Source organism: Metabacillus arenae, from assembly GCF_014773385.1.
Taxonomy (GTDB): Bacteria; Bacillota; Bacilli; order Bacillales; family Bacillaceae; genus Metabacillus_D; species Metabacillus_D arenae.
Map to the genome: position 1 here is coordinate 67,547 of NZ_JACXAI010000014.1, position 22,256 is coordinate 89,802.

Annotated in this window: 18 protein-coding genes; 14 read left to right on the forward strand and 4 right to left on the reverse strand. The window is 38.2% G+C overall.

The genetic code is table 11. From position 1 onward, the window contains the following. Positions 1 to 147 precede the first annotated feature (147 nt). From typA to IC621_RS11925, 3 genes are read left to right on the forward strand one after another with little or no spacing between them, the layout of a single operon-like run. Positions 148 to 1,992: a translational GTPase TypA gene (gene typA, locus IC621_RS11915; RefSeq protein WP_191158534.1), complete on the forward strand. Its 1,845-nt coding sequence runs from the start codon at positions 148 to 150 to the stop codon at positions 1,990 to 1,992. Positions 1,993 to 2,034: 42 nt separating this feature from the next. Further along, entirely contained in the window at positions 2,035 to 2,352 is a 318-nt protein-coding gene (locus IC621_RS11920) for a YlaH-like family protein (protein WP_191158535.1), read from the forward strand. Next, positions 2,349 to 2,651, forward strand: a complete 303-nt coding sequence (locus IC621_RS11925; RefSeq protein ID WP_191158536.1) for a hypothetical protein — start codon at positions 2,349 to 2,351, stop codon at positions 2,649 to 2,651. Before IC621_RS11920 ends, IC621_RS11925 begins: the two co-directional genes overlap by 4 nt. A gap of 1,372 nt (positions 2,652 to 4,023) precedes the next feature. On the opposite strand, the gene IC621_RS11930 is transcribed toward IC621_RS11925, so the two are convergent. Continuing rightward, positions 4,024 to 4,224 (reverse strand): YlaI family protein, encoded by a 201-nt coding sequence (locus tag IC621_RS11930; RefSeq protein WP_191158537.1) that lies wholly within the window; start codon positions 4,222 to 4,224, stop codon positions 4,024 to 4,026. Between the two features lie 160 nt (positions 4,225 to 4,384). Between IC621_RS11930 and IC621_RS11935 the strand changes: the two genes are divergently transcribed. Continuing rightward, entirely contained in the window at positions 4,385 to 4,840 is a 456-nt protein-coding gene (locus tag IC621_RS11935; protein ID WP_191158538.1) for a pyridoxamine 5'-phosphate oxidase family protein, read from the forward strand. Positions 4,841 to 4,873: 33 nt separating this feature from the next. Here the strand turns inward: IC621_RS11935 and IC621_RS11940 are convergent, their stop codons facing one another. Continuing rightward, the gene (locus IC621_RS11940) at positions 4,874 to 5,485 is read right to left on the reverse strand and encodes a YhcN/YlaJ family sporulation lipoprotein (RefSeq protein ID WP_191158539.1); all 612 of its coding nucleotides are present in this window, start codon (positions 5,483 to 5,485) and stop codon (positions 4,874 to 4,876) included. Positions 5,486 to 5,691: 206 nt separating this feature from the next. Here IC621_RS11940 and IC621_RS11945 point away from each other — a divergent pair, with 206 nt between their 5' ends. Then, complete coding sequence (locus IC621_RS11945) at positions 5,692 to 7,020, forward strand: PhoH family protein (RefSeq protein ID WP_191158608.1); 1,329 nt, start codon at positions 5,692 to 5,694, stop codon at positions 7,018 to 7,020. A gap of 451 nt (positions 7,021 to 7,471) precedes the next feature. Here the strand turns inward: IC621_RS11945 and IC621_RS11950 are convergent, their stop codons facing one another. Beyond that, positions 7,472 to 7,975: a molybdopterin-binding protein gene (locus tag IC621_RS11950; RefSeq protein WP_191158540.1), complete on the reverse strand. Its 504-nt coding sequence runs from the start codon at positions 7,973 to 7,975 to the stop codon at positions 7,472 to 7,474. Between the two features lie 92 nt (positions 7,976 to 8,067). Between IC621_RS11950 and glsA the strand changes: the two genes are divergently transcribed. The 4 genes from glsA to pyc all read left to right on the forward strand — a co-directional run bounded on the left by glsA (position 8,068) and on the right by pyc (position 14,781). Then, positions 8,068 to 8,997 carry a glutaminase A gene (gene glsA, locus IC621_RS11955; RefSeq protein ID WP_191158541.1) on the forward strand — a complete coding sequence of 310 codons (930 nt, stop codon included), beginning with the start codon at positions 8,068 to 8,070 and terminating at the stop codon, positions 8,995 to 8,997. A gap of 516 nt (positions 8,998 to 9,513) precedes the next feature. Beyond that, positions 9,514 to 9,795, forward strand: a complete 282-nt coding sequence (locus tag IC621_RS11960) for a YlaN family protein (protein ID WP_191158542.1) — start codon at positions 9,514 to 9,516, stop codon at positions 9,793 to 9,795. Between the two features lie 267 nt (positions 9,796 to 10,062). After that, a complete protein-coding gene (locus IC621_RS11965; RefSeq protein ID WP_191158543.1) occupies positions 10,063 to 11,271 on the forward strand; it encodes an FtsW/RodA/SpoVE family cell cycle protein in 1,209 nt (402 codons plus the stop codon). Positions 11,272 to 11,340: 69 nt separating this feature from the next. Continuing rightward, positions 11,341 to 14,781 (forward strand): pyruvate carboxylase, encoded by a 3,441-nt coding sequence (pyc, locus tag IC621_RS11970; RefSeq protein WP_191158544.1) that lies wholly within the window; start codon positions 11,341 to 11,343, stop codon positions 14,779 to 14,781. Positions 14,782 to 15,118: 337 nt separating this feature from the next. Here pyc and IC621_RS11975 read toward each other — a convergent pair whose 3' ends face one another. Continuing rightward, positions 15,119 to 16,027, reverse strand: coding sequence for a COX15/CtaA family protein (locus tag IC621_RS11975; protein ID WP_191158545.1), 909 nt, complete (start codon positions 16,025 to 16,027; stop codon positions 15,119 to 15,121). 986 nt (positions 16,028 to 17,013) lie between these two features. Here IC621_RS11975 and cyoE point away from each other — a divergent pair. From cyoE to ctaF, 5 genes are all read left to right on the forward strand, one after another. Next, the gene (gene cyoE, locus IC621_RS11980; protein ID WP_191158546.1) at positions 17,014 to 17,943 is read left to right on the forward strand and encodes a heme o synthase; all 930 of its coding nucleotides are present in this window, start codon (positions 17,014 to 17,016) and stop codon (positions 17,941 to 17,943) included. 262 nt (positions 17,944 to 18,205) lie between these two features. Next, positions 18,206 to 19,288 carry a cytochrome c oxidase subunit II gene (gene coxB / locus IC621_RS11985; protein WP_191158547.1) on the forward strand — a complete coding sequence of 361 codons (1,083 nt, stop codon included), beginning with the start codon at positions 18,206 to 18,208 and terminating at the stop codon, positions 19,286 to 19,288. A gap of 34 nt (positions 19,289 to 19,322) precedes the next feature. Further along, positions 19,323 to 21,194 (forward strand): cytochrome c oxidase subunit I, encoded by a 1,872-nt coding sequence (gene ctaD / locus IC621_RS11990; protein ID WP_191158548.1) that lies wholly within the window; start codon positions 19,323 to 19,325, stop codon positions 21,192 to 21,194. Next, on the forward strand, positions 21,194 to 21,817 hold the full coding sequence (gene ctaE / locus IC621_RS11995) for a cytochrome c oxidase subunit III (RefSeq protein WP_191158549.1): 624 nt from the start codon (positions 21,194 to 21,196) through the stop codon (positions 21,815 to 21,817). Before ctaD ends, ctaE begins: the two co-directional genes overlap by 1 nt. 4 nt (positions 21,818 to 21,821) lie before the next feature. Further along, positions 21,822 to 22,154, forward strand: a complete 333-nt coding sequence (gene ctaF / locus IC621_RS12000; RefSeq protein ID WP_191158550.1) for a cytochrome c oxidase subunit IVB — start codon at positions 21,822 to 21,824, stop codon at positions 22,152 to 22,154. Positions 22,155 to 22,256 lie beyond the last annotated feature (102 nt).

Consider the following 22,256-nt stretch of genomic DNA (forward strand, 5'->3'; position numbering starts at 1 on the left):
AAAAAGATTCCGCTTTTCTACAATCTTTATGTTATAATATCGTAGGTTTATCCCGTTAGAACCGGAATTGTTCATCTAACCTTTTGAGTGATTATTTTCACCCGAAAGGAAGATTTACTATATTTTAAACTTTTAGGAGATGAAATTGTGAAACTTCGAAACGATCTTCGAAACATTGCGATTATTGCCCATGTTGACCATGGAAAAACGACATTGGTTGATCAATTGTTACATCAGGCTGGGACTTTCCGTGTGAATGAGCAAATTGCAGAAAGAGCAATGGACTCAAACGATTTAGAGCGTGAACGCGGTATCACCATCCTGGCAAAAAATACGGCGATTAATTATAAAGACACACGTATTAACATTCTGGATACACCTGGTCATGCTGACTTTGGCGGAGAAGTAGAGCGGATCATGAAAATGGTTGATGGTGTTTTACTTGTTGTCGATGCCTATGAAGGCTGTATGCCCCAAACTAGGTTTGTTCTGAAAAAGGCTCTTGAACAGAATTTGAACCCGATTGTAGTGGTAAACAAAATTGACCGTGACTTTGCAAGACCGGAAGAAGTGGTTGATGAAGTAATCGACTTATTTATCGAGCTTGATGCTAATGAAGAGCAGCTTGAGTTCCCTGTTATTTTTGCATCAGCGATTAATGGTACTGCCTCTACAGATCCAAACCCAGCTAACCAGGAAGAAAACATGGAGTCTCTTTTTGAAGCAATTGTTAAGCATATCCCTGCACCAGTTGATAATAGGGATGAACAGCTTCAATTCCAAGTAGCTTTACTTGATTATAACGATTATGTTGGCCGTATTGGGATTGGCCGTGTATTTAGAGGAACAATGAAAGTAGGTCAACAGGTCTCTCTTATGAAATTAGACGGCTCTGTGAAAAATTTCCGAGTGTCAAAGATCTTTGGCTTCCAAGGCTTAAAAAGAGTTGAAATTGAAGAAGCTCATGCTGGCGACTTAATCGCAGTTTCAGGTATGGAGGACATCAATGTCGGAGAAACGGTTTGTCCAGTTGATCATCAGGATGCTCTGCCTGTTCTTCGGATTGACGAACCAACCTTACAGATGACTTTCCTTGTCAACAACAGTCCTTTTGCTGGCCGCGAAGGGAAATTTGTTACATCAAGAAAAATCGAAGAACGTTTGATGCAGCAGCTGCAAACAGATGTCAGCCTGCGAGTTGACCCTACTGATTCACCTGATGCTTGGGTGGTTTCGGGGCGCGGTGAGCTTCATTTATCGATTTTAATTGAAAATATGAGACGTGAAGGCTATGAGCTGCAGGTGTCTAAGCCAGAGGTTATTGTAAAAGAAATCAATGGTGTTCGGTCTGAACCAGTTGAACGAGTTCAAATCGATGTGCCTGAGGAATACACTGGAGCCGTTATGGAATCAGTTGGAGCCCGCAAAGGTGAAATGCTTGATATGATTAACAATGGAAACGGCCAAGTTCGTTTAATATTCCATGTTCCTTCTCGTGGATTAATTGGGTACAGCACAGAGTTTTTGTCGTTAACAAGAGGATATGGCATTATCAATCATACGTTTGATAACTATGCTCCTATGCAGTCTGGCCAAGTTGGCGGGCGTCGTCAAGGTGTGCTGATTTCTATGGAAAACGGAAAATCCACCTCTTACGGAATTCAAGGTGTTGAAGATCGCGGGGTCATATTTGTTGAACCAGGAACAGAAGTTTATCAAGGTATGATTGTAGGCGAGCATAACCGTGAAAATGATCTAGTTGTAAATATTTGTAAAATGAAGCAGCAAACAAATATTCGTTCAGCTACAAAAGAACAAACAACTGGTATGAAAAAACCACGGATTATGTCATTGGAAGAATCTCTCGAGTATTTGAATGAAGATGAATACTGTGAAATAACTCCTGAATCCATTCGCTTAAGAAAGAAAATTTTAGACAAAAACGAACGTGAAAAAGCAGCGAAAAAGAAAAAGCTAGCAGGACTATCTTAATACGTTTCTAAGTTCTATCATGGAAACAAAGGAGGAGTCTAAATGGATAATGTTTCAGAACGTTTATCTTTTTTTGCGAGTCTTTACCGTGTCCAAGAGAATGCAGACTTAGGAATGTGGTTACTTTACTTCACGATTTTAGGCTTATCCATCATTGTTTATAAATTGGGCTTTGCAAAGAAGCTGCCTATTCTAAAATCTGCTTTAATCTATTTATTTCTTGCACTTGGTTGTACGGTCTTAACCTTTTTAGGCATCTTTTTGCCTGTAGCCGAAGGCCTTGTAGTGGCAGCCTTAATCTTGATTATTTACAAAATTCGCCTCCATCGTGCAAAAAAAGAAGAGCGAACCATTTCATGAGGAGTTTGCAAGATGCTTTATACAACTGGCTCAGTATTCAAGTTGTGGCAGATAGTAGGCCCGATGACTTGGCAGCAGCAGAAACAGCTCAGCTCTTTCAAGACATATTAAAAGAAGAACATGACGTGGTTGTCAAAGAAATCATGAGAGATGAAGTGATGTATACCATTCACTTTTTAAAAAAAGGCGCGGAGCAGCAATATCAATTTCCAGTGGATTTAATTGATGTCATGATTGACCAAATGAAGGAAGAGCCTGAGAAATTTAAAAATTATAACGAAAAAACTGATCAAGATTGATGGTCAGTTTTTTTGTTGGTTGTAAAAGAAAGCCAGCTTAAAATTTGCAGCTCGATAAATTTGGGCTAGTTTGAATAAATAGTTCATATCCAGACCATCTGGTTCACATAGAAACCCTCTCATGGAAAGCTCGCTCATCTTTGGCTTACACTTGCAGGAACCCGATCCGAAAAAGTGGAGAACTGGCAACCAACATCCGAGAACCCGCTCGTAAGCGGGAAGTCTCGCTCATCTCGGTAAACGCCAGAAAACATTCCCTCGAAAAAATTCAATCCGGCTCATAGAAATGGAAAATTGAATGACATTCATCTTTTAAGTTGTAAATAGGATTGGTATTCCATGTTAATAAGTAGTCCCCTCTAGGTGGGCCAAAGAAAGGTGGAGTGCCATTTATGTCGAAATTTGTTTTCTATTAATTTTTGAAAATGTAAGCGATTTCTGTTATAGTAATAATAGGTTGGATGGCATGTGTGGCCGTCATAGTATCTGGCGTAGGTGGGGCCAATACCGGGAACAGGGCATAGAAGAAATGTCCTTTTTCATTTGTATAAAATGAGCTTTTTTTATGTAATTGAAAGGTTTCCTCAAGAAATAAAAACGTTGATGTATTAACGGGGTATAAAAGTATGCATAAATAAATGAACAAAGTCAAACCCTTATGTAGGGGTTTGGCTTTGTTATAATATCAGAATTTATATGTTATCTCATTATTGGCGGTTTAATAACAATATTTGTAATCTGTACACTACTTAGATTTGATGATTTATGTCGAATAATCGATATTTTGAAATTTTCGAAGATAAGTCTGCCGATTTCGTAGATAAATTTCAGATTTCGAAGATATAAGGGGAAAAATCGAAGATAAGTAAACGATTGGTGGGTGATCAAGAGCAAAAAGCTATTTGTTATGGAATGAACAAACAGAAATCGTTTGAAATATGGCCAAAATGACGCGAGCACCTTAAAGAACTAGTTAAAGTGTATAAAAAAATCAGCTCTTTCGCTGATTTCATCAATTCCCACCTCCGACCTCACCCCTTCAGAAAAACGCGTAGCGTTTTTCTTATTGCCTATAAGAAGTTTTATATTTATTTACATTATTTTACATATGGCAGTCTTTGCTAACAAGAGGAAAAACATTGTCTGTTTTTTTAAGGTTTTACATATCCAAATGAAAGCGTATTATAATCATTCCAGATAACTTAAGCACTTCCTCTAAAAGATTCAAATTCAGTCTTTTTGAAGTTGAAAGGAGAAAGCGTTTGAAATTGAGAGAAGAAATTTCAGGAGAAATCCTTGATGTATTGTCTGCAGCATCAAGGATTAAGGGATTTAATTCAAGGAATTCAAATGAAAATGTAATGGATTTTTATCACCAATGATCTTCTGTTTTTTTATCACGATAAAGCCGAAAGTTTCCTGTTTTGATCCGTTCGTTTGTCTTTATTTCGATCCTGTTATTACATGGACCGCACATATAAGTATGGATTGGCCGATTGCGCAAGCGTTTTGCTTCCAGGGTTTCATCATCTATCGTATCAATTTTATCGCATAAAACACATTTAACTCTCAAAATTTCACACCTCATTTACAAGTCAGCTTCCATAAAAGTATAGCATAACAAGTACTTAAAAACCTTATGGCGGAGTTGTGTAATCATTTTCACAAAAAAGTTGGATTAAAGAAGGAAAAAAGGTATGATAGAAGTATCTTACCGAAGTGGAGGGATGAGATTGGCAAATAAGGTAGAAACGTCTTTAATTGAACCATTATATCAAGCTCTTCAAAAAGAACGATTTGTTACAGTGGCAACTGTTGATCATGAAACTGGGGGCCCAAATGTAACATCGATTTCATGGGTATATGCTCCAGATACTGAGCGAGTGTATTTTGCTATTGACCTGCGATCTCGAATTGTTGAAAATATTAAGAAGCATCCTTCAACTGTTATTAATGTTATTGCAAATGAATCTACATATTCTATTATTGGAAATGCTCATCTTAAAATTGAAAAACTAGATGAAGTTCCATTAAAATTAGCCCTTATTGAAGTGAACATATCTGAAGTACGTGATGTTATGTTTTATGGGTCAAAAATATCTGTTGATCCGCAATATGAAAAAACATATGATGAGCGCGCTGCTGCCAAGCTGGATCAGCAAGTGCTCAGTGCGATGAAAAAAGCTTAGTTACTCTGGGAACTAAGCTTTTTTCTAATGAATTTATTTTTGCTTTTTTAAATAATTATTTGATTGGTCCTGCTGCTCTTTGTCCAACTTTTGTTGTTCACCTTTTGGTAGCTGATCATTATCTTGCTCTGTAGGCTGCTGTTCTTGGTTATCAATCAAGTCACTAGGTGCTTCAGGCATCACTCTGCCAACAATAGCGGCCAGCTCATCAAGAATACCGGCAATTGGACGTCCTTGCTGGATTTCATTTCCCATTGCCTGAAGACGTTTATTCGTATCCGCATCTGCAATGACGACTGCATTTGCACCATGTGGATCATGCCTTAGGCTTTCCGCAACAGAATACTTAATCGACTCAACTTTGCTGCGATCAAGGTCTTGATTGACATCTATCCCTACAACAGCATACGGTCCAAGGACTACAGCATTAGCATCATTCACACCTTTGATTCGATTGGATAGTTCGACGAGGTGCTTTGAGATTTCCTGACCTGTTTTTCTGTCAACAGGATCATTCACACTATCTTTTACGGCGATTGGTTTTGTATCATATTCATCAGCAACCTCACCTTTTGCCCCTTCGTTGTTGTTGCAAGCCGAGAGCAATAAGGCGGCAGATAATAGGATAAAGAAGAAGTATCGCATGAATTGTCACTCCTTTTTATAGTTCAACCTTTTATTTTTATTGTCTAATTAACCTTCTATCTTTATTCACCTTTTCATATATTTTAGCAACGCTTCAAATACAACTTGGTTTCATGCCTTCACCTAGGAGGAAAATATATGTGAACAATGGGTTTTTGTTAACATTTGGAATATCCTTAATTACATCTGAGTAGGAGGCGAAAAAACTGAGCAAAGTATACGTTCTAGATACTAATGTATTATTGCAGGATCCGAATTCACTTTTTTCTTTTGATGACAATGAAGTCGTTATTCCCGCTGTTGTATTAGAGGAAGTCGATTCTAAAAAAAGATATATGGATGAAATTGGAAGGAATGCTAGACAGGTATCGAAAATTATAGATGGGTTAAGAGAAACGGGGAAATTACATGAGAAAATTCCTCTTCCAAATGGAGGGCACCTGCGAATTGAATTAAATCACCGTTCCTTTCACCAATTACAAGAAATTTTTGTTGAGAAAACAAATGATAATCGCATTCTGGCTGTTGCAAAAAATCTCTCTCTAGAAGAACAAACAAATGAAAAAGGCAGACAAGTCATTCTCGTCAGTAAAGATGCATTAGTCCGTGTAAAGGCAGATGCAATCGGACTTGTAGCCGAAGATTTTTTGAGCGACCGCGTTGTTGAAATTGATCATATTTACAGCGGCTTTCTAGAACTGTACATAAGCGGTGATAACCTTAACCGCTTTTATGAAAAAGATGAATTAAAGCTGTCAGAAGTTACGAACCATCCCTTTTATCCAAATCAATTTATTGTTATGAAAGATGCGCTTGGTGGTTCTGCATCTGCAATCGGGATAGTAGAAAAAACAAAGCAAAAAGTGAAAAGGCTTGTATTTGATAATGATCATATTTGGGGAATTCGCCCAAGAAATGTTCAGCAAACAATGGCTATGGAGCTTCTTCTTCGAACCGATGTGCCACTTGTTACTTTAATTGGAAAGGCAGGGACAGGAAAAACGTTATTGGCGTTAGCCGCAGGCCTTCTGCAGACAGAGGATCTAAAGAGCTATAAAAAACTTCTTGTTGCAAGGCCTATTGTCCCAGTTGGGAAGGATATTGGATATCTTCCAGGTGAGAAAGAGGAAAAGCTAAGACCATGGATGCAGCCAATTTATGATAATTTAGAATATTTATTTAATGCTAAAAAACCTGGTGAGCTGGACGCTATCTTAGCTGGTATGGGATCAATTGAGGTAGAAGCCTTGACATATATAAGGGGGAGAAGCATTCCAGATCAATTTATTATCATTGATGAGGCCCAAAACCTGACAAAGCATGAAGTAAAAACAATATTAACAAGAGTAGGAGAACGAAGCAAAATTGTTTTGATGGGAGACCCTGAGCAAATTGATCATCCTTATTTAGATGAATATAATAATGGCCTGACATATGTGGTAGAGAAGTTTAAAGAACAGCAAATTGCCGGTCATGTTCGATTAGTAAAGGGCGAACGTTCCGGCCTTGCCCAGCTGGCTGCCGATCTTCTATAAAGGATGGTGCTATTTAAACAAAGTTTATTTATTCGAAATTTAAGTATCTCCTGAGGTGAGACTTGAAGCAATCAGCGACTCACCGATTTCTATAATTTCAAATGCCTCTTATAAAGTTCATAGCTAGAAAAGAGCGATTATAAAAGGGGTTTTCGCTAACCTTGTTACAATTTAATGGTTAGATCTTAAAGCACTGTGGGTGGATGGAACGAAAAGCGCAGAGGGATAGTCCTATCGGCGACAAGCACAAGGCGAGCCGTCAAGAAGGTTGTTCTTTAATCTTCTTGACGGCTTGACCCTGAGACCTAAGGGTCGATGGCTCTCGGAGCTGGACATTGATCCCACTTTTTATCCGTTAATACTTTAATTAACTTACATTTTTTTAGCTGAATAAAAAAAGAAATCAGCTCTTCCGCTGATTTCATATATTCCACCCATGGCTTGTAATCACCTAAATCACTTTAATTTCTCTAATATGTGTAATAGGGTTTAACTTGTTTCGTCCATCATGGTAATAGGCATGGATTGGACCATCTTCAAGTAACGGCTTGCCAGATTTACTAAAGCCTAAAATCATGTTTTCTGCATCAGTTATCGGAATTTTTATAGCTTCTTTCTGTGTTTGAAAAACAACAAATTTTGCATCTTCTTTAGGCTCGGCATTTTTAAGAAATGGACCTAATGAGATCCCGAATGTCCCATTTAAAACTTTTTCCTTTTCAAACTTTCTTTCTGTTTTTAATGTGGGCGGGTATATCGCACCTTCGCGGATTTCACGTTCCCAATGCTTTGACACTTCACGTGTATAAGCCTCCAATTGATCGTCTTTAGTGTCTAAAGGATGTTGATCAAAATATGTAGTCAAATCTACTTTCCGGTCATCAAAAATCCAAACTCCCGGATCTAATGTAATAACATGCTTTACGTTTCCTTTTATGATCACAATCGATTCCATAATTAATCCTCCTCCTCTAAAAGTATAAGCGCTTTCTATGATTTTGTCACATTCGGGGAATAATAGGAAAAAATGCTTTTAGGGGGGATAGGATGGGATGTAAAACAAATGATGAACTATTAAATTTGGTAACAGAAGCTAAAAAAGTTACATCGTATGGTCATGTTGCTGATTATATACCTGCACTATCTAAGGCAGACCGAGATGACTTGTCTGTAGCTGTTTATCATGTTGACAATACATGTACGTATGCAGGCAATGTGGAAAAGCTTTTTACCCTTCAAAGTATATCTAAAGTCCTGGCATTGGCACTTGTACTAAAGGACTATGGAAAAGACTATGTATTCACCAAGGTTGGGATGGAACCGACAGGTGACCCATTTAACTCAATTGTCAAGCTGGAAACGATCAATCCATCAAAGCCTCTAAATCCTATGATAAACGCAGGAGCACTTGCTGTAACAAGTATGATCGTGGGGAAGTCGAATGAGGAAAAGTTTGAGCGCTTGCTTCAATTTATTCAGCAATTAACGAATAACCAGGCAATTCATTACTGTGAAGAAGTAGCAAGGTCAGAATTTGAAACAAGCTGGCTTAACCGAGCACTTTGCTATTTTATGAAGCAGCATGGAATTATCGAGGGTTCTGTCGAAGAACTCATGGATATTTATACAAAACAGTGTTCGATTAAAATGCATAGTTTGGATTTAGCGAAAATTGGTGCTGTTTTTGCATTAGATGGTATTCATCCAGAAACAGAGGAAAAAATCATTTCAAAGGATATTGCAAGAATTTGTAAAACATTCATGACAACCTGCGGGATGTATAATGCTAGTGGAGAGTTTGCAATAAAAATTGGAATTCCCGCTAAAAGTGGTGTTTCCGGAGGGATAATGGGGGTTTCTCCATATCAATTTGGAATTGGCATCTTCGGGCCAGCACTTGATGAAAAAGGCAACAGTATTTCAGGGATTCGATTGCTGGAATTGCTATCTGAAAAGTATGAGTTAAGCATCTTTTAGGAGATTTGTCGTATGATTAAAGAAAGTTAAAGAGGGCAATCGCTGTATCTCCGATTGTTTCACTTCCCGGATCCGAACTTCCATTTCTAGAAGTGAGCAGTAAGAGGTCAGACTAGTAGCAATCGGCGAGCCGCCGAATGCCTAAACTACTGTGTTAAAGTTCACTTAAAAGATTAAATAGTATAGGGTGTTATTAAATAAAAATAAATCAGCACTTTCGCTGATTTATTCAAATCCTAGATCCGAACTTTCAAAAGGTTTTTAAAATGCCGCAAATCGTTTGAAGAGGGATGGGGATATACAAATCAAAAGGACGAATGCCTGCTGCTTTCAACTAGTATGAAGGATATTTTGCTAAAGTCTGTATCAAAAAAGCAACCTGACCTTCCTTTAGATTAAGTAAATAAGGGAGCAGAAGACCTTGTTGTCCTTAGTTTTTTCTTGCATTTTTAGTGAAAAACCTTTAATATTAATAGAGAAAAGGTAGGTAATCGTTCGGGGAACGGAGGGATTCATTTGGCTTCTGAGATTGCTATTGATCATCAAGAAAAGGCTTTTGCCCTACTAAAGGCCGATGCTGAAAAAATAATGAAACTTATCCAAGTGCAGATGGATAACTTAACGATGCCGCAATGTCCTCTTTATGAAGAGGTTCTTGATACACAAATGTTCGGCTTGTCCCGTGAAATTGATTTCGCTGTAAGGCTGGGTTTGATAGAGGAACGTGAAGGAAAAGCCCTGCTGGAAACCCTTGAACGTGAGCTTTCAGCCCTGCACGAAGCTTTCACAAAAAAATAACAATCTAGAACTCAAACTATTATGTATATCAATGGTTTGAGTTTTTTATTTTGGGATTGGAGCAGTATTATGATAACATTTATTGAGATATGTCCGATTCCCTGATACGATAGTTGTCAGAACAGTAGACCTGAGAATAGATATGTAATAAATTGAATATAGATTACACTTCTTGTGTCACGTGAATATTTGAGAACCTTCACAAAAATATTGTAAAATGGATTCAGCTAAGATAAAACTTCATGAACAAAAAAAGGTGCGGGTGCAATGATAAAAAAAATTTTAAAATCGTATGATTATTCTCTAATTCTAGCGATTTTTTTATTATGTGGATTTGGATTAGTGATGGTGTACAGTTCGAGTTCTGTCACCGCAGTTTCTAGGTATGGGCAGGACCCTAGTTTTTTCTTTCAAAGACAGCTGCAATGGTTTTTAATAGGTTCAGCAGCTTTTTTATTTGTGATGGTCATTCCTTACAGAGCCTATATAAATAATAAATTTTTAAAGCTGGCAGTACTTGGATCTTTTTGTTTATTAGTTTCCTTGTTCGTGTTTGGACATATGGCAGGAGGAGCGAACAGCTGGCTAAAATTATTTGGAGCAAGCATGCAGCCAGGTGAGTATGTGAAATTAAGTGTTATTTTATATTTGGCAGCCGTTTATGAGAAAAAACAATCATACATAAATAAGCTTGGAGTCGGATTGCTGCCGCCGCTCGTTTTTACCTTTCTCATTTGCCTGCTTGTAGCTGTGCAGCCGGATTTTGGAACAGCTGCTATTATTGGAATGATTTCATTAGCAGTTGCCGCATGTTCTGGAATGAATGGCAAAAGCTTAATGAAACTTATTCTGCTGGTGATAATTGGTTTTGTTATTATTAGTCCGTTGCTGTTCATTTTTTCTGATTCCATATTTTCACCGTATCGTATGAGCCGTTTAACAGGCTTTACAGATCCCTTTGAAACGGAAGGGAGTTCTGGGTATCAACTCGTCAATTCCTATTATGCAATTGGATCAGGCGGACTAACCGGAGTAGGTTTAGGAGAAAGTGTTCAAAAGGCGGGTTACCTGCCTGAGTCACATACAGATTTTATTATGGCGATCATTTCAGAAGAATTGGGAATTTTTGGTGTTGTTTTTACCCTATCTTTATTGGGATTTATTATATTTAAAGGCTTTTATATTTCTAGAAAATGCGAGGATGTATTTGGATCTTTGCTTGCTGTTGGGATTTCAAGTATGATTGCTATTCAAGCCGGCATTAATTTGGGAGGTTTGACAGGATTAATCCCAATTACCGGAGTAACATTGCCCTTTATTAGCTATGGTGGTTCATCCCTAAGTCTTTTGTTAATTTCAATGGGTGTTCTTGTTAATATTTCAATGTTTGTCAATTATCGGGAAACTTATAATAAAGAAATGAATGAAGAACATATACCAGTGAAAGCTATTAAACAAAAGCCGGTTTCTTATTAATTTAAATATGCTATACTATATTTAAATGTGTTATACTATTAAAAAATCCAGCATAAGAGGGAGAGTACTATGACGCAGAAAAAAATCGAAAAAATTTTAGTAGCTAACCGCGGTGAAATCGCCATTCGTGTATTTCGTGCTTGTACAGAGCTTGATATCCGAACTGTTGCTGTATATTCAAAAGAAGATGCAGGCTCTTTTCATCGATACAAAGCGGACGAAGCGTATTTAGTAGGTGAAGGGAAAAAGCCAATTGATGCTTATTTGGACTATGAAGGGATTATCGAGATAGCAAAAGCAAATGATGTGGATGCGATTCATCCTGGTTATGGATTTTTATCTGAAAATATTCATTTTGCTCGCCGCTGTGAGGAAGAAGGCATTATTTTTATAGGGCCTACTTCCACTCATCTTGATATGTTTGGAGATAAAGTAAAAGCCAGACACCAAGCTGAACTTGCTGGTATTCCAGTTATCCCAGGCAGCCCTGGACCAGTCGATAGCCTGGAAGAAGTTGTTCAATTTGGAAAAGACCATGGCTATCCATTTATTATTAAAGCATCACTTGGCGGCGGCGGCAGAGGAATGAGAATCGTCAGAAGTGAGGCAGGCGTTAAAGAGTCTTACGAGCGGGCAAAGTCTGAGGCAAAAGCTGCATTTGGAAATGATGAAGTATACGTAGAAAAGTTAATTGAAAACCCTAAGCATATTGAAGTTCAAATCATTGGAGATAATCAAGGGAATATTATTCATCTTTATGAAAGGGATTGCTCCATTCAAAGAAGGCATCAAAAGGTAGTAGAAATTGCCCCAAGTGTTTCTCTGAATAACGAATTAAGGGAAGCAATTTGCGAGGCAGCAGTGCAGTTAATGGAAAATGTGAAGTACTTAAATGCGGGTACTGTAGAATTTTTAGTTGCAAATAACGAATTTTATTTTATTGAGGTTAATCCTCGTGTTCAGGTTGAGCATACCATTACAGAATTGATAACAGGTGTTGATATTGTTCAAACCCAGATTCTTGTAGCAGATGGACATGATCTTCATGGAGATGTTGTAGGAATTCCGGAGCAATCTCAAATTAGAACGAACGGGTTCGCCATTCAATCACGTGTAACAACTGAAGATCCTTTAAATAATTTTATGCCTGATACCGGTAAGATCATGGCCTATCGTTCCGGCGGGGGCTTTGGTGTCCGTCTTGACGCAGGCAATGGATTCCAAGGAGCTGTCATAACACCGCATTATGATTCTCTTTTAGTTAAGCTTTCTACATGGGCATTAACGTTTGACCAAGCTGCTTCAAAAATGGTCAGAAACTTGAGAGAATTTAGAATAAGAGGTATTAAAACGAACATTCCATTCTTGGAAAATGTTGTAAAACACAAAAACTTTTTAAATGGTGAATATGATACTTCCTTTATTGATTCTTCACCAGAACTATTTGTTTTCCCGAAGAGAAAAGACCGCGGAACAAAAATGCTTACTTACATAGGGAATGTAACAGTAAATGGCTTTCCTGGCATTGGTAAGAAGAAAAAGCCTGTCTTTGAAAAGGCCCATGTTCCAAAGGTGAAATTATCGGAGCCCTATCCTCGCGGCACAAAGCAAATTCTTGATGAGCAGGGAGCAGAAGGACTTGTCCACTGGTTAAAAGAACAAAAACAAGTTCTCCTTACTGATACTACATTTAGAGATGCCCATCAATCATTGCTTGCTACACGTGTGCGAACAAATGATATAAAAAATATAGCAGAGCCGACAGCCAGACTCCTGCCAAATCTATTCTCACTAGAGATGTGGGGAGGAGCAACGTTTGATGTGTCTTACCGTTTCTTGAAAGAAGATCCTTGGGACCGTTTATTAACAGTTCGTGAAAAGGTTCCAAACCTTTTGCTTCAGATGCTTCTGCGTGCTTCCAATGCAGTGGGCTATAAGAACTATCCTGATAATGTCATCAAGGAATTCGTAGAAAAATCAGCTCAAGCGGGAATCGATGTTTTCCGTATTTTTGATAGCTTAAATTGGATCAAAGGTATGACGCAAGCAATTGATGCTGTAAGAGAATCTGGCAAGCTTGCCGAAGCAACTGTTTGTTATACAGGAGATATATTAGATCCCAGCAGAAGAAAATATGATTTAAATTATTACAAAGAGATGGCGAAGGAGCTTGAAAATTCAGGTGCTCATATTTTAGGTATTAAAGATATGGCCGGATTGCTTAAGCCTGAAGCTGCTTACGACTTAATATCAGCTTTAAAAGAAACAATCAATATACCAATTCATCTGCACACACATGATACAAGCGGAAACGGTATTTATATGTATGCAAAAGCGATTGAAGCAGGTGTAGATGTTGTAGATGTGGCATTGAGTTCAATGGCAGGGTTAACCTCTCAGCCAAGTGCAAATTCATTGTATTACGCGCTTGCAGGAAATGAGCGGCAGCCGCAGGTTGAAATTAATGCACTTGAAAAGTTATCTCAATATTGGGAGAGCGTTCGAAAATACTATTCTGAATTTGAAAGTGGTATGATCGCTCCACATACGGAAATATACGTGCACGAAATGCCTGGTGGACAGTATAGTAATCTTCAGCAGCAAGCAAAAGCTGTAGGCCTTGGAGACCGCTGGAATGAGGTGAAAAAAATGTATCGCCGCGTGAACGATATGTTTGGCGATATTGTCAAAGTAACACCTTCCTCAAAAGTAGTGGGTGACATGGCTCTATTCATGGTGCAAAATAATTTAACTGAAGAAGAGATATATGAAAGAGGAGAAACACTTGATTATCCTGATTCTGTTATTGAACTCTTTGAAGGCTACTTAGGCCAGCCGCATGGAGGATTCCCTAAAGAATTGCAGCGTATTATTTTAAAAGGGAGAGAGCCGATTGGTGTCAGACCAGGGGAACTATTAGAACCTGTAAACTTTACAGCATTGAAAGAAGATTTATACCAACAGTTGAATCGACCAGTTACAAGCCATGAAGCAATTGCTTATGCTCTTTATCCAAAGGTTTTCACAGACTATACTAAAACCTGTGAAGCACTAGGAAATGTGTCAGTTTTAGACACCCCAACTTTTTTATATGGAATGAGACTGGGTGAAGAAATAGAAGTAGAGATTGAACAAGGGAAAACGTTAATCGTTAAGCTTGTCTCCGTAGGTGAAGCTCAGACTGATGGGACAAGGGTTGTTTATTTTGAATTAAATGGGCAGCCGCGTGAAGTCATTATTAAAGATGAGAGCATCAAGTCATCTGTCGCGGTAAAAATGAAAGCTGACCGAGCAAACCAAAAACATATAGGTGCTTCAATGCCTGGAACTGTTATTAAAGTTCTTGTTGAAAAAGGGGAAAAGGTAGATAAAGGAGACCATTTGATCATTACAGAAGCAATGAAAATGGAAACTACTGTTCAAGCCCCTTACACAGGCCAAATTAAAGACATCTTTGTATCAAATGGAGAAGCTATTCAAACAGGAGATCTCCTTATTGAAATGGAATAGCTTAGACGGATAATAAATGAATAATAGAAAAAATCACCTTATCCTTTGATTGATCGTATCTTTCAAGGAAAGGGTGATTTTTTTGGTTTCATTTCATTGTCCAGCTGCAGTGCCTAGCCCGCCTGAGGTCACAAGTCCGCCGAGAAGGTTAAAGAACAAGCTTCCAGCCGGCTCGCCCGAATGCTTGTCTCCGAAGAACTAGCGCCTTGCGCTTTTCGTGCATAAATTTTCGATTTTATCATCAGGAGTATCACGTCAAGGGCAAAATCTAATCATTCAACCATGCTGAAAGACAATCTAATTGCCGAATAGCTTTATTTATCGATAAGATTTGAGCTTATTGACTGTTATTTTTTTCTCTAGAAATAAGAAGGATAAAATAGCTCAATACTCCAAATAAACAAGCAATAATAAAGGCATGTGCTAATGAAACGAATAGATTTAAACCAGTAAGCACGACTAGTGCGCCAGTTGTAACCTGTATACAGATAAGAATAAAAGCAATAATCCAGCCCCAATAAACGACTTTTTGATGTTTATGATGTTTTATTGCGCGAATCGTCGCTATTAAAATCCATATGAAAATCAATCCGGCAGCAATGCGGTGACCCATCTGCACCCATTCATGGAATGTGGCCGGAAGCCCGTACGTTCTCCTGCTGCATAACGGCCAGTTGGGACATGCTAGGCTGGCCCCTTTATGTCTGACGTATGCACCTGTGTACACAACTATATAACTATAAACAATGATCCCGATCATATGAAACTTCATATGCTTATCGATTCGAATAGCATGGGCATCAAACTTTTTATCTACCTCAAAAATAAGTAAGGTTAAAAGCAAAACGGAAGCAAATGATATTAAGGATATTCCGAAGTGAAGTGCCATGATGCTATCTGATTGTCCCCACATGACTGCTCCAGCCCCAATTAGAGCCTGTAAAATTAAAAAAAACACTGATAATAGTGATAAAAGTTTTGTCTCTCGTATATGGCCAATTGCTTTCCAAGACCAAACAGCTAATATTAATACGACAAAACCAGCAACCCCGCTGACCAATCTGTGGCTGAGCTCTATAATAAGTTCTGGTGTAATATCCTTCGGCAGCAGCTGCCCGTGACATAAAGGCCATGACTCTCCACAACCTGCACCAGATCCTGTTTTCGTTACAAGTGCTCCGCCAATTAAAACAAATAACATGATGATCGTAGTGAGCACTGCAAACCATTTTAATGCATGTTGCAAATTGTTCACCTTCAATTCTTTATAATAGTAACAATTCCTAAAAAATTTTAAGGAATTATCGAAGAAAATACAACTCAAAACGCTAAAAGTTCACAAAGTTATAATAGTTGATAGACATAATTTCAACATATTAATTGGAAACTAATCAAAACCCCTTTTCTCTTATAAAAACATTTTTTTCCTTAAAATGAATTCATTTAAAGAAAAAAGGTTGAATATTCCATTAGAATTTGCTAGAAATGTTAGTGTAAGTAAAATAAAAGAGACTTTTTTTAATAAAGTTTAAACTAAGTAATATAGTACCATATTATATAGATGTTGTGCCTCTACTCGAGCACCCCACATGATTCTGGAAGACACAAGTCTACTAACCGAAAGGTATAATCCGAAGTTTCATCAGGATCTTTTGGTTTTCCTCCAAGATTGGATAAAGCACCATGAGATTTTCATCAGATCAGAAGGAGTTTAAATTAATTAATTAATGTATGAATGTGATAAAGCCAGCTATAGATGTTTAGCGCAGGCGGACAGGTTGTCCTAATGCATGAATGCATAAGGGCGTGCTGCCTATACCGTCCATGCGCCATTAGACCTTAGGGCCAATCTGCCAGAGAAGGTTAAAGAACAACCTTCCAGTCGCCCGAGCCCGAATAGTTTGTCGACTAAAGACTACCGACTTATGCATTTATATCCTTCATGTGTTTGCTTTATGATATATGTTGTTTAATTTAAGCCAGAGTAGCAAAGGATAAAGGTAATACCCTTCACAATTTCGACAAATAATATTCATAATTTGTTCACAAAAAGTTGTCGAATTATGGTTTAATATACAGAGGGCGTTTTCATAAAGTCTGTAATCTTGTATGATTGAATTGTTAGAATATTGTACAGACAGGTCTTCATTATGGTGTCAAGGTTACCACTATAGAAACGATTCAAACCAAGATAACAATTGACCACAAGTGGACGGCAAAGGAGGTAAATAAATGGCAGATTCAAGAGCTGCTAATGAAGCAGCGCTGAATGGAACAAAGCCTCATGACATTCCTCAAACAACTGCACTTAAAGACTTTTTAGCATTAATAAAAGTAGGAATTGTTAATTCGAATATGATCACGACCTTCACCGGTTTGTGGCTGGCCCTTTATTTTTCAGGCAAAGGATTTATCTCGAGCCTGGATATTGTATTGTATACGTTGATCGGTTCTTCCCTGATTATAGCCGGTTCATGTGCGATAAATAATTATTATGATCGTGACATTGATCATTTAATGGAACGAACGAAGAATCGTCCAACTGTAACTGGGAAGGTTAATCCTGTCCATGTTCTATGGCTTGGAATTTTATTTACTTCTCTTGGTTTAAGTATATTGTTAATGACGACGGTCACAGCAGCCTTTATAGGATTAATTGGGGTTGTTACATATGTTTTTTTATATACGATGTGGTCGAAACGTCTTTATACTATAAATACCGTAATTGGCAGTATCTCAGGCGCTGTTCCGCCGTTAATCGGCTGGGCTGCAGTAGAAGGAAGCTTAAGTATTGTTCCATGGGTCTTATTTTTAATGATGTTCATTTGGCAGCCGCCTCATTTTCTTGCATTAGCTATGAAAAGAAGTGAAGAGTATAAAGCAGCCAAAATCCCAATGCTGCCTTCTGTATATGGATTCGCTATTACAAAACGACAAATGATGGTATGGGTCGTGTGTTTACTCCCGTTACCCTTCTATTTGTTCCAATTAGGGATGCCTTTTCTTATTTTAGCAACAGCATTAAACATTGGGTGGCTTGTTTTAGCAATATATGGTTTTAAAATGAAGGATGACCTAAAATGGGCGAAATGGATGTTTATTTACTCGTTAAATTATCTAACAATCATGTTTGTTGCAATGGTTATTTTCACAATTCATTAGGTTTGAAATTCTTTTGAACACCTGCTTTTCTGTAAACTATTTTTGCAAGGTAAAACATCTATTTTGTAATACGGAGTAAAACCTTGGCTACATAAGTTTGATTTTTTTTTACAAAGCGTTAAAAGCGCATTCATAACTGATTTTTCCAAAGAAACAAACTGTCAGATTGCAGGAGAGCAGAATTTAAAAGAGTTATCATACAAGAATTTTTTAAATTCGAAGGCAAGGAATTAAATTACTGAAAGAGGGGTTTGATTAAGCTATGAAAAATTGGCTGACCAAATGGCGTCTGTTTACTGTTTTTGCACTCATGACGCTTGTTCTAGCTGGCTGTGGGGAACCATTTTTATCTACGCTTCAGCCTGCGGGTGAAGTAGCCGATATGCAGTACTCAATCATGATATTAAGCACAATTATGATGGTTGTTGTAGTCGCTGTTGTAACGATTATTTTCGTTTATGTAGTCGTTAAATTCCGCCGGCGCAAAGGGGATGAAGACAAAATTCCTGAGCAGGTTGAAGGAAGTCATAAGCTGGAGGTTATCTGGACAGTTATTCCAATTTTGCTTTTAATTGTATTAGCTGTTCCGGTTGTTGCGGCAACCTTTGATCTTGCTGATACTAGAGCAATGGATAAAGAAAATCGAAAGCCAGAAGATGCCCTTGTCATTAATGTAAGAGCAAACCTTTACTGGTGGGAATTTGAGTATCCAGACCATGGAATTATAACCAGTCAGGATTTAGTCGTTCCAACAGATGAAAAGGTTTATTTTAATCTAAAGGCTTCTGATGTTAAACATTCTTTCTGGATTCCAGCTATCGGAGGAAAGATGGATACAAATACTGAAAATATTAATAAGTTCTGGTTGCAATTTGATTCAGAACGTTCAGATCTTGAAAATGAAGATTATTTCTATGGAAAATGTGCTGAACTTTGCGGACCTTCACATGCATTAATGGACTTTAAAGTGGAAACTCTTTCTAAAGATGAGTTCAATTCTTGGGTTAAAGGAATGAAAGAGTATAAAGCAACTGCAGAAGGAGATATGGCTCAGCAGGGTGAACAGCTTTTTGAAGAAAAAGGCTGTATTGGCTGCCATGCGGTTAATCCGGTTGATGAGCGTCCAGAGCAAGCGCGTAAGGGTCCAAACCTTGCCACTTTCGGTGAACGTTCACGTGTTGCCGGTATCTTAGAGCATAACGAAGAAAATATTCGGAAGTGGTTAAAGGATCCAGAAGCTTATAAGCCTGGCAATAAAATGACAAATACTTATCCAGAGCTTGAAGATGGAGAAGTGGATGCATTAACCGAATACTTAAAAGGTTTAAAACTTGAAGAGAAATAAAGCGTCTTTATCGAAGTAAAAGGGAGGTAACACTGTGAGTACGTTATCGAAGAAGAAAGGTGCAGGGGCGACCTTATGGGACTACTTAACAACCGTTGACCATAAAAAAATCGCCATTCTTTACCTTCTATCTGGCGGCTTTTTCTTCCTTGTTGGAGGATTAGAAGCAATGGTAATCCGCATCCAGCTGGCTGTACCGAATAATGATTTCGTAAGTGCAGGTCTTTATAACGAAATATTAACGATGCACGGTACAACGATGATTTTCCTAGCTGCGATGCCACTTATTTTCGCATTTATGAACGCAGTAGTTCCATTACAAATTGGTGCACGTGATGTTGCGTTCCCGTTCCTAAACTCTTTAGGTTTTTGGTTATTCTTCTTTGGAGGAGTATTCCTAAATTTAAGCTGGTTTTTAGGAGGAGCTCCTGATGCTGGATGGACTTCTTATGCATCACTATCATTGGAGTCACCTGGTCACGGGGTAGATTTTTACCTGCTCGGTTTGCAGATTTCCGGTTTGGGTACATTAATAGCAGGGATTAACTTCCTCGTCACCATTATTAACATGCGCGCTCCAGGTATGACTTACATGCGTATGCCATTGTTCACTTGGACAACATTTGTCGCATCTGCCCTTATTTTATTTGCTTTCCCTCCATTAACGGTAGGCATTGCGCTAATGATGTTTGATCGGCTTTTTGGTACACACTTCTTTAACCCGGCAATGGGTGGGAATTCAATTATTTGGGAGCATTTATTCTGGATTTTCGGTCACCCGGAAGTGTATATCTTAATTTTACCGGCGTTCGGTATTTTCTCAGATATTATTCCGGCTTTCTCAAAAAAGAGATTGTTTGGATACTCTTCCATGGTATTTGCAACAGTATTAATTGGTTTCTTAGGATTTATGGTTTGGGCTCACCACATGTTTACAACAGGTTTAGGTCCGATTGCTAATGCTATTTTTGCTGTAGCAACAATGGCAATTGCTGTACCAACCGGTATTAAAATCTTTAACTGGCTATTCACAATGTGGGGAGGTAGCATGAAGTTTACAACCCCAATGATTTGGGCTGTATCCTTTGTTCCTACCTTCGTAATGGGAGGCGTAACTGGAGTTATGCTGGCAAGTGCAGCTGCTGACTATCAGTATCATGATACGTATTTTGTTGTCGCTCACTTTCATTATGTAATAGTCGGCGGATTAGTCTTTGCCTTATTTGCTGCAACACATTATTGGTGGCCTTTAATTTATAACCGTATGTTGAATGAAACGTTAGGTAAAATTACATTTGTTCTTTTCTTTACCGGTTTCCATTTAACATTCTTTATTCAGCATTTCTTAGGACTAATGGGGATGCCGCGTCGTATCTTTACATTCTTGCCAGGTCAAGGTCTTGAAATGGGGAACTTTGTAAGCTCGATCGGTGCCGCATTTATGGCTGCTGGTACAATCGTTCTTTTTTACAACATTGTTGTGACAGCTATAAAAGGAAAACCAGCTGGCAGAGATCCTTGGAAAGACGGTCGTACTCTTGAGTGGGCTGTAGAGACTCCAACACCTGAGTACAACTTTAAGCAAACACCATTAGTACGTGGCCTTGATGCACTTTGGGTAGAAAAAATGGCTGGTAAAAAAGGCATGACGCCTGCTGAACCAATTGGGGATATTCATATGCCGAACGGTTCAATCTTACCTTTCATTATGTCATTGGGATTATTCATAGCAGCATTTGGTTTAATGTACAGAGAAGACTTTGGATGGGGAGTCCCAGTCATTATAATCGGATTCATCATTACATTTGCAGCGATGTTCTTCAGATCTGTTATAGATGACCACGGCTATCATATTCATAAAGAAGATATTTTAAATGAAGATGACGACAAGGGGGTTAAGGCATAATGCACGCTGAAGAAAAATTCACAGCTGAAACCTTTCCGGCATCGCCTGAAAAAGCAACCCTCGAAGGGAAAAATAAGTTCTTAGGCTTTTGGTTGTTTTTAGGAGGAGAGACCGTCCTTTTCGCCTCTCTCTTTGCAACATTTCTTGCTTTAAGAGATTCCGATGCTGGCGGAGCGACTACTCAAGAATTATTTGAAATACCGCTTGTATTTGCTGCAACAATGCTGCTTTTAACAAGTAGCTTAACAAGTGTTTACGCAATGTATCATATGAAGAACTTTAATTTTAAGCAAATGCAGCTGTGGTTAGGTATTACTCTTCTGCTTGGTGCTGCTTTCTTGGCATTGGAGATTTATGAATTTAATCATTATAGTCATGAATATAAATTTACAATTACAAGCTCTGCGCTTGGTTCTGCTTTTTACACATTGGTAGGAACACATGGACTTCACGTTGCATTTGGTCTTCTTTGGATCTTAACACTAATGATTAGAAATGCTAAACGCGGTCTTAATTTATACAACGCACCTAAATATTATGTTGCAAGTTTATACTGGCACTTTATCGATGTTGTTTGGGTGTTCATTTTCACAGTTGTATACTTAATGGGAATGGTGGGATAAACTGATGGCGAGTAATCAAAATACAGGAAACCCTAAAGTAGATATAGCTTACCGCCGCAAAAAAAATGCTGAAGACATGAAAATGCAGGTCATCTCATTTGCATTGATGATCTTTCTAACGATCGTAGCATTTATTGCGGTCGGTTATGATGGCGTGGGAGAATGGTTTAAGGCACCTTTTATTATTCTGCTTGCTGTCATTCAAGTTATTTTTCAATTGTATTATTTTATGCATATGAACAATAAAGGACACGAAGCTGTAAAATTGTTCCTTTATTCTGGGATAGGGGTAGCAGCAATTACTGTCCTAACATTCGTGACAATTATTTGGTGGTAACATAACAAAAGCAGCCTTAAGCAGGCTGCTTTTGTTATGTTAACAGAATTTTCTACTTAATAATGGATTAATGTCTGAAGCGCACAGCTTGCCGATCAGTAA

What these genes read in the sequence shown, in the direction of transcription:
- IC621_RS11950 (WP_191158540.1), bottom strand. Translation starts at nt 7,975, where the DNA reads ATGGAATCGATTGTGATCATAAAAGGAAACGTAAAGCATGTTATTACA.
- IC621_RS11965 (WP_191158543.1), top strand. Translation starts at nt 10,063, where the DNA reads ATGATAAAAAAAATTTTAAAATCGTATGATTATTCTCTAATTCTAGCG.
- coxB (WP_191158547.1), top strand. Translation starts at nt 18,206, where the DNA reads ATGAAAAATTGGCTGACCAAATGGCGTCTGTTTACTGTTTTTGCACTC.
- pyc (WP_191158544.1), top strand. Translation starts at nt 11,341, where the DNA reads ATGACGCAGAAAAAAATCGAAAAAATTTTAGTAGCTAACCGCGGTGAA.
- IC621_RS11920 (WP_191158535.1), top strand. Translation starts at nt 2,035, where the DNA reads ATGGATAATGTTTCAGAACGTTTATCTTTTTTTGCGAGTCTTTACCGT.
- ctaE (WP_191158549.1), top strand. Translation starts at nt 21,194, where the DNA reads ATGCACGCTGAAGAAAAATTCACAGCTGAAACCTTTCCGGCATCGCCT.
- ctaF (WP_191158550.1), top strand. Translation starts at nt 21,822, where the DNA reads ATGGCGAGTAATCAAAATACAGGAAACCCTAAAGTAGATATAGCTTAC.
- cyoE (WP_191158546.1), top strand. Translation starts at nt 17,014, where the DNA reads ATGGCAGATTCAAGAGCTGCTAATGAAGCAGCGCTGAATGGAACAAAG.
- glsA (WP_191158541.1), top strand. Translation starts at nt 8,068, where the DNA reads ATGGGATGTAAAACAAATGATGAACTATTAAATTTGGTAACAGAAGCT.
- IC621_RS11925 (WP_191158536.1), top strand. Translation starts at nt 2,349, where the DNA reads ATGAGGAGTTTGCAAGATGCTTTATACAACTGGCTCAGTATTCAAGTT.
- IC621_RS11940 (WP_191158539.1), bottom strand. Translation starts at nt 5,485, where the DNA reads ATGCGATACTTCTTCTTTATCCTATTATCTGCCGCCTTATTGCTCTCG.